The following is a 14,705-nucleotide window of genomic DNA, read 5'->3' on the forward strand; positions in this document are numbered from 1 at the left end:
ACCGAGCGGCGGGCGCGGGCGCGTCGGCGCGGGCCGCCGCCGGGGTCAGCCCTTGGCGGCGGCGCAGTCGGCGCAGGTGCCGAACACCTCGACGGTGTGCGTGATGTCGGTGAACCCGTGCTGGGTGCCGACGGAGTCGGCCCAGCGCTCCACCATGGGGCCCTCGATCTCGACGGCCTTGCCGCAGCCGCGACACACCAGGTGGTGGTGGTGGGAGTCGGTGATGCAGGCGCGGTAGACGGCCTCGCCGTCGTCGGTGCGCAGCACGTCGACCTCACCGGAGTCGCTCAGCGCCTGGAGCGCGCGGTAGACGGTGGTCAACCCGATCTTGGAGCCCTCAGAGCGAAGGTCGGCGTAGAGGTCCTGGGCGCTGCGGAACCCGCTGCTCTCGGTGAGGGCCTGGCGGACGGTCTCGCGGCGTGTACTCATGTGGCTGCACCCCCCTGCTCGGTCTGGGGAATCGTACCCGGCGCGGGATCCTCCGCGCCTCCCCGGCCGGCGCGCGCCGCGCCCCGGGCGCCGCGCAGCAGGTAGCCGCCCGCCACCGCCGCGACGAACACCGCCAGGGTCAGCAGCACGATGGCCGCGCCCGGTGCGACGTCGACGTAGTAGGCGGTGGACAGCCCGCCCACGGCCGAGGCCGTGCCGACCGCCATGGCCACCGCCACGGTGACCCGGAAGCTGCGGGTGAGCTGCTGGGCGGCGGCCACGGGCACCACCATCAGCGCGCTGACCAGCAGCACCCCCACCACGCGCATGGCCAGCACCACGGTCAGCGCCGCCGTGACGGCGATGACCAGGCTCAGCAGCCGCACCGGCAGGCCGTGGGCGCGGGCGACCTCCTCGTCCTGGCAGAGCACGAACAGTTCGCGGCCGAAGTAGCCGACCACGCCCAGCACCAGCACGGCCAGCAGCACCACGAGCACGATGTCCTCGGTGCTGACGGTGGTGACCGACCCGAACAGGTAGGAGTTGAGGGTGGCGATACCCCCGCCGGGGGCCAGGCCGATCAGCACCACGCCGCCGGCGATGCCGCCGTAGAACAGCAGCGCCAGGGCGATGTCGCCGCTGGCGCGGGCGCGCGCCCGGATCAGCTCGATGAGCCCGGCGCCGGCCGCCGCGGCGATCGCGGCGGTGATGATCGGCGAGGTGCTGGTGAGGAAGCCCATGGCCACCCCGGTCAGGGCCACGTGGCCGATGCCGTCGCCCAGCAGCGCCAGGCGGCGCTGTACCAGGAACGTGCCGATCACGGGGGCGACCATGCCCACCAGCACGGCGGCCAGCAGCGCCCGCCGCATGAAGTCGAGCTGGAGCATCTCAGCCACGGCGGGGAACCTCGAGGTCGGGCACTGCCGTGGCCGGGGCGGGGTCGGCGTGCGGGTGGACGTGGTCGTGGCCGGGGCGGGCGCAGTCGCCCTCGGGCGCCGGAGGGGCGCCGTCGTGCACCACGGTGCCGCCGGAGAGGACCACGCTGCGCTGGATCAGCGGCTCCAGCGGGCCGGTCTCGTGCAGGACGAGCACCACCGTCGCGCCGCGCGCGCTGAGCCGGGTGATGGACTCGGCCAGCGCGTGCTGGCTGGCGGAGTCGACGCCGGCCATGGGTTCGTCCATGAAGACGGTGTCGGGGCGGGCCGCCAGCGCGCGGGCGATGAGTACCCGCTGCTGCTGGCCGCCGGAGAGTTCGTGCACGGAGTCGCGGGCGCGGTCGGTGAGGCCCACGGCCTCCAGCGCCTCGGCGACGGCGGCGCGGTCGGCGGCGGTGGGCAGGCGCAGCCGCCGGCGCCGGGCCACCTGGCCCGAGGCCACGACCTCGCGCACGGTGGCGGGCACCCCGCCGCCCGCCGACAGCCGCTGGGGGACGTAGCCCACCCGGCCCCAGTCGCGGAAGCGCCGCAGGGGGACGCCGTGGAGGTCGACGCGCCCGGCCGAGGGCGCCACCAGGCCGAGCATGGCGCGCACCAGCGTGGACTTGCCCGATCCGTTGGGCCCCATGACGGCGAGGGTCTGGCCGACCGGGACGTCCAGGTCGAGGCCGCGCAGCACGGGCGCGCGGTCATAGGCCACCGTGAGGCCGGCGACCCGGACGGCGGGGGCCGCGCCCGCCGCGGCGCCGTGACCGGCGGCGCGGGCGCTGAGGGAGCCGAGCATGGAGGTGGACACCTCTTAAGTGTGCGGATAACGAAAACGGTTGTCAAAATCCGTAAACACCCAGGACAGCGGCTGGATTCCCGCTGTGACCGGGCTCGCCCCGCACCCCGCGCCCCCGCACTCCGCCAAGCGCCGTTCGCGGACGGACCGGCGGGAGCAGGCGGGCTAGAACAGGCCGCTCTGGAGCACGCCCAGCACCAGCAGCACCGCCACGACTCCCACCCGCATGGCCCGCTCCCCGCCGCGCAGCCGGGGCCACGCCAAAAACGCCAGCCAGCCGAAGAACGCCGCCAGCAGCGCCAGCAGCAGCGCGCCGGCGACGCCCGGCAGCACCAGCCCGGCGATCAGCACCACCGCCATGGTCGCCGGCAGCAGCAGCCGGGGGGCGTTGTGCAGCCACACCAGCGGCACCGCGCTGCGGCGCTCGACCTCGCGGCGCAGCCGCCCGGCCCCCGGGGTGTAGAAGGAGTCGCCCGCCGGCAGCGGGCGCGAGCGCGGCGCGCCGCCCGGGGCGGCGGATCGGTTCGGGCGCGATTTCCTCGGCTTGGCTGACACGCGTCTCCTCCGGCCTCATCCCGCCGCGGCGCGGCATTGCGGTGCCCCTGCCCGAAGCTTAGGCCCTTCGGCGCCGGGCGCGGCGCGCGGTGCGTTTGGCGGCGTTTGCGGTGCGCACTCGCCGATGCCGTTATTTTTGTAGGGGCGGACGGCCGCCGGTCGCGCCGCGCTTCCCGGATCCGGGTTTACCAGCCGCTTACTCGAGGTGACCTAGGGTGGCCCCCCGTCGCGCCGGGCCCCGCCGGTCCGGATCCCGCGCTCCGCATGCAGACACGTCGGGGAGAGTAGTTTTTCCGTGCCGAAGTTCAGCGTCATCGTCACCTTCGACGTCACCGAGCCGCACCTGCGGGACAGCCTGGACTCCCTGGCCCGCCAGCAGGAGCACGCGCCCGGCGACATCGAGGTCGTCCTGGTGCCCGTGGCCCCCCACCCCGAACCCGCCGGCGCCGCCGCCGGGGCGGAGGCACTGGCGCGGGAGTCGGCGGCCGAGGGCGACCCCGCCTCCGGCCAGGCCGCCGACGCCGAGGCCGCCGAGAGCGCCTCCGACACCGACGACGGCGACGACACCGAGGACTCCGCCGAACCCGGCGCCGCCGAGGAGCGCGACTCCGAGACCGACGAAGGCGACGAGTCGGTCGACACCGCCCGCGCCGAGGGACTGGCCATCGCGCGGGAGTTCGCCGCCGCGCCGCCGGCCGGCCTGTCCGCCGCGCTGGTGGAGGACACCCGCCCCACCCACAGCGCCGCCCGGCACGCCGGCGCCGCCGCCTCCGCCGGCGACTACCTGATGTTCGTCGAGGGCGGCGACACCCTCACCGGCTACGCCCTGGCCTACCTCGCCGACAGCCTGGAGCGCTCCGGCTCGGACCTGGCCACCGGCAACGTCTACCGGTTCAACGAGCTGGGCACCCGGCCCTCCTCGGCGCACCGCAAGTGCTTCACCAAGACCCGCACCGGCGTGGACGTCCACGCCGCCCCCGCCCTGCTGTCGGACCGGCTGCACGGCAACAAGCTGTGGCGGCGCTCCTTCTGGACGCAACTGCCCGCCCACCACGTCGCCGACCTGCCCGACCGGGAGCCCGGCCCGGCCGCGCCCGACCCCGACCTCGACGGCGACCTCGACGTCGTGCGCGCGCTCTTCGCCGCCAAGTCCGTCGACGTGCTCACCGCGCCGGTCTACCTGCGCCGCGACCGCACCACCGCCGACGACCGCAGCCGCATCGGGGTCCTCACCCGCCGCCTCACCGCGCTCACCGCGCTGGCCTCGGCCCTCAGCGGCGCCGACCGCGACCTGTGGGACTCCCGGGTGCTGCGCGGCGACCTGCGGGTGGTCCTGCTGCGCATGGACGACGCCGACGACGACGCCCGCGCCCGCTTCCTCGACCTGGCCAACGCCTACCTCGACACCGTGGCCCGCCCGGTCCTGGACCGCCTCTCGCCGCTGCACCGGCTCAACTACTACCTGGTGCGCAAGCGGCAGGACGACCGGCTGCTGGAGGCCATCACCTTCCAGAAGAGCGTGGAGCTGAAGAAGGCCCCCGTGGTCCGCCGCGGCCTGCACTACTTCATCCGCTACCCGTTCTTCGAGGACCCCGAGGTCGGGGTGCCGCGCGAGGTCTACCGCCTGGACTCCGAGCTGAAGGTGCGCCAGAAGACCGAGCGCGTGGAGTGGCGCGAGGGCCGGCTGGTGGTGGCCGGGCGCGTGGGCATCCTCAACCTGCGCGCCGCCAAGCGCTGGCACCAGCAGTTGCTGGCCTTCGCGGTCAACACCGAGACCGGCCGGCGCATCCCCGTGCCGGTGAAGGTCCGCCGCGCCGCCGAGTACCGGCTGCCCGACGTGCTCACCGCCGCCCGCCACGACTACGGCGGCTTCGAGATCACGGTCGACCCCGCCCGGCTGCGGCTGTCGGGCCAGTGGCGCTCCACCGACTGGCGGCTGGAGCTGATCGTCGTCAACCGCGGCCTGGTCCGGCGCCGCGTCATCGGCAACCCGGTCGGCGGCCCGCCCGAGCGCCCGCCCTACCACCAGGTCGCCGACAACGTGTGGGTGCGGCCCTACTGGAACCGCGACAGCCAGCTCACCGTCTCCGTGGCGCCGCTGCGCGCCCGCGTCACCGAGCACCGCGTCAACCTCGGCGGGGCCCGGCCCGAACTGGTGCTGTGCGGCGAGTTCGTGGCGCCGCCCGCCGCCCAGACCCGCACCCTGCGGCTGACCCGCTCCCCGGGCACCGCCCGGCTGACCTACCCGCTGGAGGTCGTGGGCGCGCGCTTCACCGCGCGGGTGCCCGTGGCCGACCTCATCGACAACGCCGTGGACGAGGGCGCGCGGCTGCTGCGCCAGGAGCACTGGCGCGCCCACCTCCTCACCCCCGACGACGAGGCCGTCGAGGTCGTGCTGCCCGACGAGGTCGCCTCGGCCGCCTACGGCACCGGCGACGGCTACCACGAGGTCGCCGTGCAGCGCACCGCCACCGGCCTGCTGCGGCTGCGCGGCGGCTGGGCGCACCCGGTGGTGCGCGACGTGGAGTGGTCGGGCCGCCGCCTGCTGATCAGCGGGCGCTACTCCGCCGAGGCCCAGGCCGAGCTGGTGTTCAAGGCGCGCGGCCGCGACGAGGAGCACCCGGTCGCCCTGGAGCGCGACGGCGCCGACTTCCGCGCGGTCTTCACCCCCGCCGACATCCCCACCCTCTCGGGCACCCTGCCGCTGTCGGCCGGCGGCTACCAGTTGTGGGCGCGGGTCCGCCGCGAGGACGGCGGCCTCACCGACATCAGCGCCGAGATCGCCCCCGACCTGCTGCGCCGGCTGCCGCTGCGCATGGAGACCGCCGAGCGCGCCTACACCTTCGAGGACTCCGGCAGCGAGGTCCCGGTGCTGCGCGTGGGCAGCGACCTGCGCCCCGAGGAGCAGGGGTCCTTCGCGCAGAAGCGGCTGCGCGAGACCGTCTACCCCGCGCTGCGCGAGGAGGGCGGGCGCGAGGAGATCCTGTTCGACAGCTACACCGGGCGCCAGTTCTCCGACAGCCCGCACAGCATCTACGCCGAACTGCGCGCGCGCGGCGGGCGCTGGGCCGACTACCCGATGTCCTGGCTGGTCAAGGACGGCCAGGTGAACCTGCCCGAGGACCTGCGGCGGGTGCGGCACAACGGCCGCGACTTCTACGAGTCGCTGGCGCGCAGCTCCTTCCTGGTCACCAACTCCCGCCAGCCCGCGTGGTTCACCCGCCGCCCCGGCCAGGTCGTGGTGCAGACCTGGCACGGCTCGATGCTCAAGCGGATCGGGTTCGACATCGAGAACATCCGCGGCAAGTCCCGCGACTACCACGAGAAGCTGGCGTGGGAGACCCAGCAGTGGGACTACCTTGTCTCGCCCAGCCCCTGGGCCACCCCGATCCTGCGCCGGGCGTTCCGCTTCGACGGCGAGATCCTGGAGACCGGCTACCCGCGCAACGACATCTTCTTCTCGCCCGAGCGCGAGGCGATCGCCCGGCGCACCCGCGAGCGGCTGGGCCTGCCCGAGGGCAAGAAGGTCGTGCTGTACGCGCCCACCTGGCGCGACGACAAGTACTACACCCGCGGCAAGCACAAGCTCGACCTGCACCTGGACCTGCGGCGGATGTACGACAAGCTGGGCGACGACCATGTGCTGCTGGTGCGCCGCCACCCCCGGGTGGTCGACAGCGTGCCGATCGTGGGCCGCGACTTCGTCTACGACGTGTCGCTGTACCCGGAGATCATGGAGCTGTTCCTGATCACCGACGTGCTCGTCACCGACTACTCCTCGATGATGTTCGACTTCGCCAACACCGGCCGCCCGATGCTGTTCTTCACCTACGACATCGAGAGCTACCGCGACAACCTGCGCGGCTTCTACTTCGACTTCGAGGAGACCGCGCCGGGGCCGCTGCTGGAGGAGTCCGACGACGTCATCGCCGCGCTGCGCGACGTCGACGAGGTCGCCGCCGCCTACGGCGCCAAGTACAAGGCGTTCACCGACCAGTTCTGCCCCCTGGACGACGGCCGCGCCGCCAAGCGGGTGGTGGACCGGGTCTTCGGCGCCGACTAGCCGCGCCGGGGCTCCGGCGCGGGCGGCCCGGCGCGCCGGCCGGAGGTGAGAGGATGGCCCGGTGGTCGTGATCACCCGCTTCACCGTCGCCCCCGACGAGGCCGAGGACTTCACCGCGCGCGCCGAGGCGGCCGTGGCCGCCATGGCCGCCCGCCCGGGGTTCCGCGGCTCCTGGGTGGGGCGCGCCGCCGACGACCCGCGGCTGTGGACCGTGGTGACCGAGTGGGAGGGCGCGGGCGCCTACCGCCGGGCGCTGTCCAACTTCGACGTGCGGGTGGCCGCCGTGCCCCTGCTGGCCCAGGCGCACAACGAGCCCAGCGCCTTCGAGGTGCTCGCCCACCGGACCGCCGAGGGGCCGGCCCAGGGCTGAGCGCCCCGGCCCTCTCCCCGACCGTGCGGCGGGGCGGCGGCGAGGGCGAAACGGCGCCCGGACACCGGCCGCCGCGGGTATCGCCAATGGTGCACGCGCCCTTCGGGAAGTCCCTTAAGCTGGGCACTCACCGGATCAACAACGTTGCGCGATCCACCGACCGCCAGCCGGATGGAGAATCGAGAGAGCTTATGGCCGCCAAGTCTGAGGCAATGGACGCCCTGGTCAACCTCGCCAAGCGGCGGGGCCTGGTCTACCCCTCCAGCGAGATCTACGGGGGTCTGCGCGCCTCTTGGGACTACGGCCCCTTGGGTGTGGAGCTGAAGAGCAACGTCAAGCGCCAGTGGTGGCGCGCGATGGTGCAGGAGCGCGAGGACATCGTCGGCCTCGACTCCAGCGTGATCCTGGCCCGCGAGGTGTGGGAGGCGTCGGGCCACGTCAAGGCGTTCGTGGACCCCCTCACCGAGTGCCAGTCCTGCCACAAGCGCTTCCGCCCCGACCACCTGCTGGAGGCGTACGAGGAGAAGCACGGCGCCGCGCCCGAGAACGGCCTGGACGACCTCGCCTGCCCCAACTGCGGCGCGAAGAAGTCGTTCACCGAGCCGCGCATGTTCAACGCCATGCTGCGGACCTACCTCGGCGCCGTCCAGGACGACGAGTCCGGGCTGGCGTTCCTGCGCCCCGAGACCGCCCAGGGCATCTTCATCAACTACCTCAACGTGCAGCAGAGCGCGCGCAAGAAGATCCCGTTCGGCATCGGCCAGGTCGGCAAGTCCTTCCGCAACGAGATCACCCCGGGCAACTTCATCTTCCGCACCCGCGAGTTCGAGCAGATGGAGATGGAGTTCTTCGTCCGCCCCGGCGACGACGAGGAATGGCACCAGTACTGGATCGACACCCGCATGCAGTGGTACGTCGACCTGGGCATCTCAAAGGACAACCTGCGGCTCTACGAGCACCCGCAGGAGAAGCTGTCGCACTACTCCAAGCGCACCGTCGACATCGAGTACCGGTTCAACTTCGTGGGCTCGGAGTGGGGCGAGCTGGAGGGCATCGCCAACCGCACCGACTACGACCTGACCACCCACTCCCAGGCGTCGGGCACCGACCTGTCGTTCTTCGACCAGGAGAACAACGAGCGCTACGTGCCCTACGTCATCGAGCCGGCGGCCGGTGTCGACCGCGCCATGCTGACCTTCATGCTCGACGCCTACAACGTCGACGAGGCGCCCAACGCCAAGGGCAAGCTGGAGAAGCGCGCCGTGATGCGGCTGGACCCCCGGCTCGCGCCGGTCAAGGCCGCCGTGCTGCCGCTGTCGCGCAACGCCGACCTCTCGCCCAAGGCGCGCGACCTCGCCGCGCGGCTGCGCAAGCGGTGGAACGTGGAGTTCGACGACGCCGGCGCGATCGGCCGCCGCTACCGCCGCCAGGACGAGATCGGCACGCCGTTCTGCGTGACCGTCGACTTCGACACCCTTGAGGACCACGCGGTGACCGTGCGCGAGCGCGACTCCATGTCCCAGGAGCGGGTGTCGCTGGACCAGGTGGAGATGTACCTGGTGGAGCGGCTGCCCGGCTGCTGATCCGGCCCCCGAGCAGAGCAGAGCCCCGGCCGGGGCGGGAGGAGTCCCGCCCCGGCCTTCGCGTTGGGTGCGGTCGGCACCATCGGCGGCGGCCTGAGGCGGCCCGGGGCATGGGCGCGGGGGGCCGAAGACGCGGAGAGGCGACCGGACCCGGGGGGATGGTCTCCGGCCGCCTCACTGGTTCAACCGGACGCACACTTCCGGTTGAACCGGTTCTCACCGTAGTCGGGGGCGGCGGGCCGGGGGAGGGTTTCCGACCCAAACGTCCGACCGCGTAAGCCAATCGTGACTCCGGGGACACCCGCGCACGGGCGTCCGCCGCCCGCCGCGACGGGGCCGCCCGGAACGCGTTCCAGCGCCCCGGCCGCCCCCCACCGGGGCCGGGCCGTCAGGTCGCGGAGTAGACCACGAACGACACCGCGATGTAGTGGCAGATGTAGGCGGCGATGGTCAGCGAGTGGAACACCTCGTGGAACCCGAACCAGCGCGGCGCGGGGTCGGGCCACTTGGCGCCGTAGACGACCGCGCCCAGGCTGTAGAGCACGCCGCCGACCAGCACCAGGATCCAGGTCGCGGGGTGGGTGCCGCCGACGAGCTGGGGGATGAACAGCACCGCCACCCAGCCGATGGCCAGGTAGAGCGCCGTGGACAGCCAGCGCGGGGCGTTCACCCAGAAGATCTTGAACAGCACCCCCGCCCCGGCGCCGGTCCAGATCAGGGTGAGCATCGCCGTGCGCAGCGTGCCCTCCAGGACCAGCAGCACGAACGGGGTGTAGGTGCCCGCGATGATGAGATAGATGTTGGCGTGGTCCATGCGCCGCAGCACCGCCATGCCCGCCGCCGACCAGCGGCCCACGTGGTAGACCGCCGAGGTCGCGAACAGCAGGACCGCGGTGACGGCGTAGACCGCGCTGGCCGCCAGGGCGGGGGTGGTCGGCGAGAGGCTGACCAGGACGATCCCCGCGGCCAGGGCCAGTGGGGCCGTGCCCAGGTGCAGCCAGCCGCGCAGCCGGGGCTTGACGACCTCCATCAGGTCGGCGGCCATGCCGCGCGCGCCCTGCTGGTCGCGGACCGGCGGGGCGGCGCCCGTGCGCTCCGGCTGCCCTCGGCCGGGATCGGACTGCTGTGCGCACACCTGCCGTGCACCTTCTTCCTTCAGCGCTGGTCGGCTCGGCGCGGGCGCCCGTGCGCCCGCCGGCCGTACGGCGCACCGGGCGCGGACGGCTCGGCGGTCGGCGCGGCGGGCGGTGCGCCCACGGCCACACTAACCTACGCAACCGTAGGTTACTCGCGCGTACGCCTGTGGCTCTGGGCACAGGCCATGAGCACAGACCGGGGGCACCGGGCTGGCGGGTCAGCCGCGCGGCGCGCGGGCGGTGGAGCGCACCATGGGGATGGCGTTGTTGCGGAACGCGTCCACGAACAGCGACTGGTCCTGGCGCGCCTGCTCGGCGTAGTCGCGGGCGAAGGCGGTGTTCCACGAGACGAACTCCTCCTCGTGGCCGTCGAGGACGTTGATGATCGCCTCCTCGGTCTGGAAGGGCACCAGGGACTGGTCGGAGTCGCGGTCGGACACGCAGTGGGCCTTGGCCGTGGCGCGGCCCAGGTAGGCCAGCACCGGGGCGATCTCCTCGGGCTCGGTGAGGTCGCTCCAGTCCAGGTCGGCGGAGTAGGGCGACAGTTCGGAGACCACGTACCCGGTCCCGTCCAGTTCGGTGTGGCCCAGCAGGGGGTCGGAGTGCGCCTGGAGGGCGCGTTGGGACACGGCGGTGCGGTGGCCGTGGTGCAGGAAGTAGTCCTTGATGTCGGCGTCGTCCACCACGCGGGAGGGCGCGGCCACGTTGCCCTGCTTCATCGACAGGATGACGTCGTTGTCCAGGGCCTCGCTGTAGCCCTCGATGAGCACGTTGTAGGCGGGCAGGCCGGCGCTGCCGATGCCGAACCCCGCCTTGCCCACCACGTCCTTGACCCGGTAGGCGATGGAGCGGTAGCGCTTGTCGTCGGGGATGGTGGCGCGGTAGGCGTCGAACGCCGCGCACACCGCCTCGTACTCCGCGTCCTCCAGCCGCCGCACGCCGGTCTCGTCGCGGAACCGGCGCTCGTAGTGCTCCACGCGGGTCATGGAGTCCAGCAGCGCCACGCGGGTGTGCAGCCGGCCGCGCAGCAGCACCTGGTGGACGGCGCCCTCGGTGGTGCCCAGGCGCAGCGAGAACGCCTCGTCGCCGCTGTGCTCGGCGAACCGGCGCACCTGGTCGATGTAGGCGCGCACGTAGACCCCCACCAGGCGGTCGATGTCGTCGTCGGACAGCGCCTTGCGCCGGCCCAGCAGGGCGACGCTGGCCACGAACCGGCTGACGTCCCAGGTGAAGTGGCCCAGGTAGGCCTCGTCGAAGTCGTTGACGTCGAAGATGAGCATGCCCTGGGCGTCCATGTAGGTGCCGAAGTTCTCGGCGTGCAGGTCGCCCTGGATCCACACCCGCGAGGTCCGGTCGTCGGCCCAGGGGTCCTCGATGCCGGCCACGTCGGCGTAGAACAGGCAGGCGCTGCCCCGGTAGAAGGCGAAGGGGTCGGCCGCCATCTTGCGGAACTTGGTGCGGAAGGCGTCGGGGTCGGCCTCCATGAGTTCGGAGAACGCCTCGACCAGCGTCGTGACGATCCGCTCCTGGCGGGACTGGCGGGAGGTGTCGTTCAGCATCGCGCGGAAGTCGGGCATAGGCCGATCATGCCAGTGCGGCGGGGCTCGGCGGCCGGGCGTGGTCCACCCGCCGCCCGCTGTTCACCGCGCGGCGGGGCCGGCCCCCAGGCGGCGCCCGGCCCTTCGCGCTTGCGGATTGGGCCAGTGCGCCGGGGCGCCGCCGTGGGCGCGTTCGCCACATCCGCCACACCCGTCTCCACCTGCTCGGGCGTGCGGCGGGGCGCCCGCGCGGCCGGTCGGGGAACCGGGTGGCCGGCGCGCGCACGGTGGACCATTGGTGTAGACCTTTCCTGATGCTTCTACCTGCGAAAACTCCGGTAGTAGGGTGGGGTGGGAGGTTTGACGGCGTCCGAAGGATAAAGTCGCGCGCATTCCAGGAGGAGCGGCCGTCCAGGTCCTTCGACAGCAGGGAGCCACCCGTGCCCAAGTACGTTTACGAGTTCTCCGAGGGCAACAAGGACCTCAAGGACCTGCTCGGCGGGAAGGGGGCCAACCTCGCCGAGATGACCAACCTCGGGCTGCCGGTGCCCCCCGGCTTCACCATCACCACCGAGGCGTGCCGGCACTTCCTCGCCAACGGCGCCATGCCCGACGGGCTCGACGCCGAGATCGAGGAGAAGCTGCGCGCCCTGGAGGCGGCCATGGGCAAGCGCCTGGGCCAGCCCGACGACCCCCTGCTGGTCAGCGTGCGCTCCGGCGCCAAGTACTCCATGCCCGGCATGATGGAGACCGTCCTCAACATCGGCCTCAACGACGAGTCGGTGCTCGGGCTGGCCGCGCAGTCCGGCGACGACCGCTTCGCCTGGGACTCCTACCGCCGGCTCGTGCAGATGTTCGGCAAGACCGTGCTGGACATCGACGGCGAGCTGTTCGAGGACGCCTTCGACGAGGCCAAGCGGCAGAAGGGGGTCACCAGCGACCTCGACCTCGACGCCGCCGACCACCGCAAGCTCGTGGAGGTCTTCAAGGGGATCGTCGCCGAGCACACCGGCCGCGAGTTCCCCGCCGACCCCCGCGAGCAGATGGACCTGGCGATCAAGGCCGTCTTCCGCTCCTGGAACGCCCCGCGCGCCGTCCTCTACCGCCGCCAGGAGCGCATCCCCGTCGACCTGGGCACGGCCGTCAACGTCTGCGCCATGGTGTTCGGCAACCTCGGCATGGACTCCGGCACCGGCGTGGCCTTCACCCGCGACCCCGCCTCGGGCCGCCAGGGCGTCTACGGCGACTACCTCCAGAACGCCCAGGGCGAGGACGTGGTCGCCGGCATCCGCAACACCGTGCCGCTGGCCGACCTGGAGCGCATCGACAAGGCCGGCTACGACCAACTGCTGGCCATCATGGAGAAGCTGGAGAACCACTACCGCGACCTCTGCGACATCGAGTTCACCATCGAGCGCGGCAAGCTGTGGATGCTCCAGACCCGCGTGGGCAAGCGCACCGCCGCGGCGGCGTTCCGCATCGCCGACCAGCTCATCGACCAGGGCATGATCACCCTGGAGGAGGCCATCGGCCGGGTCACCGGCGACCAGCTCGCCCAGTTGATGTTCCCCCGCTTCGCCGACGACGCCCAGGGCCACGTGCTGGGGTCGGGCATGAACGCCTCGCCCGGCGCCGCCGTGGGCAAGGCCGTCTTCGACTCCTACACCGCCATCAAGTGGTCGCGCAGCGGCGAGAAGGTCATCCTGTGCCGGCGCGAGACCAACCCCGACGACCTGGAGGGGATGATCGCCGCCGAGGGCATCCTCACCAGCCGGGGCGGCAAGACCTCCCACGCCGCCGTCGTGGCGCGCGGCATGGGCAAGACGTGCGTGTGCGGCGCCGAGGAGCTGGACATCGACACCAAGAACCGCCGGCTGGTGGCGCCGGGCGGCGAGGTGGTCGAGGAGGGCGACGTCATCTCCATCGACGGCACCAGCGGCCGGGTCTACCTCGGCGAGGTGCCGGTGGTGGCCTCGCCCGTCGTGCGCTACTTCGAGGGCGAGATCGACCCCGCCTCCGACCAGGCCGACGAGCTGGTCCGCGCGGTCGACCGCATCATGCACTACGCCGACGCCGCCCGGCGGCTGCGGGTGCGCGCCAACGCCGACAACGCCGAGGACGCCGCGCGCGCCCGCCGCATGGGCGCCGAGGGCGTGGGGCTGTGCCGCACCGAGCACATGTTCCTGGGCGACCGCCGCCAGCTCGTGGAGCGGCTGATCCTCGCCGACACCGAGGCCGAGCAGCAGGAGGCGCTGGACGCGCTGCTGCCGATGCAGCGCGCCGACTTCACCGAGATCCTGGCGGCCATGGACGGCCTGCCGGTGACCGTGCGGCTGCTCGACCCGCCGCTGCACGAGTTCCTGCCCGACATCACCGAGCTGTCGGTGCGGGTGGCGGTGGCCGAGGCGCGCGGCGAGCGCCACGAGAACGACCTGCGGCTGTTGCAGGCCGTGCACAAGCTGCACGAGCAGAACCCCATGCTGGGCCTGCGCGGGGTGCGGCTGGGGCTGGTGGTGCCCGGCCTGTTCACCATGCAGGTGCGCGCGATCGCCCAGGCGGCGGCCGAGCGGCTGCGCGAGGGCGGCCGGCCGCGCCCGGAGATCATGATTCCGCTGGTGGGCACGGTGCAGGAGCTGGAGATCATCCGCGAGGAGTCGCTGCGGGTGCTGCGGGAGGTCGGCGCGGAGTACGGGGTCGAGCTGGACTTCCCGGTCGGCACGATGATCGAGCTGCCGCGCGCCGCGCTGACGGCCGGGCAGATCGCGCACAACGCGGAGTTCTTCTCGTTCGGCACCAACGACCTCACCCAGACGGTGTGGGGGTTCTCGCGCGACGACGTGGAGGCGTCGTTCTTCTCCGCCTACCTGGAGAAGGGCGTGTTCGGGGTGTCGCCGTTCGAGTCGCTGGACGTGGAGGGCGTGGGGCGCCTGGTGGAGATCGCCACGGCCGAGGGGCGCGCCGCCCGGCCCGGCATCAAGCTGGGGGTGTGCGGCGAGCACGGGGGCGACCCGGCGTCGGTGCACTTCTTCCACCGGGTGGGGCTGGACTACGTGTCGTGCTCGCCGTTCCGCGTACCCGTCGCCCGCCTGGAGGCGGGCCGCGCGGCCGCGCGCGGCTGAGCCGCGCCCGGCGACCCGGCCGCCCGGCGGACCCGCTTCGGCGGCGGGCCGCCGGGCGGCGGCGTGCCGGGGGTCGGGGCGCCGGGGGCGGAACCGGGGGAGGGTGCCGGGGGTCGAAGAGTTGGGGGCCGGGGAGGGAGCCGGGGGCGGGAGTCGGGGGAGGGCCGGCGGGGAGCCCCGGCCGGGCACCGGG

The 14,705-nt window shown here is 73.0% G+C and carries 10 protein-coding genes; 4 read left to right on the forward strand and 6 right to left on the reverse strand.

Annotated features, from left to right (window positions below; translation table 11 throughout):
• Positions 1 to 45 precede the first annotated feature (45 nt).
• The 4 genes from LG943_RS06730 to LG943_RS06745 form a co-directional block, all read right to left on the reverse strand.
• Positions 46 to 429 carry a Fur family transcriptional regulator gene (locus LG943_RS06730; RefSeq protein WP_270071318.1) on the reverse strand — a complete coding sequence of 128 codons (384 nt, stop codon included), beginning with the start codon at positions 427 to 429 and terminating at the stop codon, positions 46 to 48.
• Entirely contained in the window at positions 426 to 1,325 is a 900-nt protein-coding gene (locus LG943_RS06735; RefSeq protein ID WP_270071319.1) for a metal ABC transporter permease, read from the reverse strand. Before LG943_RS06735 ends, LG943_RS06730 begins: the two co-directional genes overlap by 4 nt.
• Positions 1,318 to 2,148, reverse strand: a complete 831-nt coding sequence (locus tag LG943_RS06740) for a metal ABC transporter ATP-binding protein (RefSeq protein WP_408648560.1) — start codon at positions 2,146 to 2,148, stop codon at positions 1,318 to 1,320. The genes LG943_RS06735 and LG943_RS06740 overlap by 8 nt, the downstream gene beginning before the upstream one ends.
• Before the next feature lie 165 nt (positions 2,149 to 2,313).
• Positions 2,314 to 2,703: a DUF6703 family protein gene (locus LG943_RS06745; protein WP_408648553.1), complete on the reverse strand. Its 390-nt coding sequence runs from the start codon at positions 2,701 to 2,703 to the stop codon at positions 2,314 to 2,316.
• Between the two features lie 295 nt (positions 2,704 to 2,998).
• Between LG943_RS06745 and LG943_RS06750 the strand changes: the two genes are divergently transcribed.
• The 3 genes from LG943_RS06750 (at position 2,999) to LG943_RS06760 (ending at position 8,719) form a co-directional block, all read left to right on the forward strand.
• Positions 2,999 to 6,766 (forward strand): CDP-glycerol glycerophosphotransferase family protein, encoded by a 3,768-nt coding sequence (locus LG943_RS06750; protein ID WP_270071321.1) that lies wholly within the window; start codon positions 2,999 to 3,001, stop codon positions 6,764 to 6,766.
• A gap of 61 nt (positions 6,767 to 6,827) precedes the next feature.
• On the forward strand, positions 6,828 to 7,136 hold the full coding sequence (locus tag LG943_RS06755; protein WP_270071322.1) for an antibiotic biosynthesis monooxygenase family protein: 309 nt from the start codon (positions 6,828 to 6,830) through the stop codon (positions 7,134 to 7,136).
• A gap of 191 nt (positions 7,137 to 7,327) precedes the next feature.
• Positions 7,328 to 8,719 carry a glycine--tRNA ligase gene (locus tag LG943_RS06760; RefSeq protein ID WP_270071323.1) on the forward strand — a complete coding sequence of 464 codons (1,392 nt, stop codon included), beginning with the start codon at positions 7,328 to 7,330 and terminating at the stop codon, positions 8,717 to 8,719.
• Positions 8,720 to 9,107: 388 nt separating this feature from the next.
• Here the strand turns inward: LG943_RS06760 and trhA are convergent, their stop codons facing one another.
• Together trhA and LG943_RS06770 are read right to left on the reverse strand one after the other, a co-directional pair.
• Complete coding sequence (gene trhA / locus LG943_RS06765) at positions 9,108 to 9,764, reverse strand: PAQR family membrane homeostasis protein TrhA (protein WP_270071409.1); 657 nt, start codon at positions 9,762 to 9,764, stop codon at positions 9,108 to 9,110.
• A gap of 309 nt (positions 9,765 to 10,073) precedes the next feature.
• A complete protein-coding gene (locus tag LG943_RS06770) occupies positions 10,074 to 11,432 on the reverse strand; it encodes a DUF2252 domain-containing protein (RefSeq protein WP_270071324.1) in 1,359 nt (452 codons plus the stop codon).
• Positions 11,433 to 11,833: 401 nt separating this feature from the next.
• Between LG943_RS06770 and ppdK the strand changes: the two genes are divergently transcribed.
• Positions 11,834 to 14,512, forward strand: a complete 2,679-nt coding sequence (gene ppdK / locus LG943_RS06775; protein ID WP_270071325.1) for a pyruvate, phosphate dikinase — start codon at positions 11,834 to 11,836, stop codon at positions 14,510 to 14,512.
• Positions 14,513 to 14,705: the final 193 nt, after the last annotated feature.

This window comes from Streptomonospora mangrovi, from assembly GCF_027604915.1.
Lineage (GTDB): Bacteria > Actinomycetota > Actinomycetes > Streptosporangiales > Streptosporangiaceae > Streptomonospora > Streptomonospora mangrovi.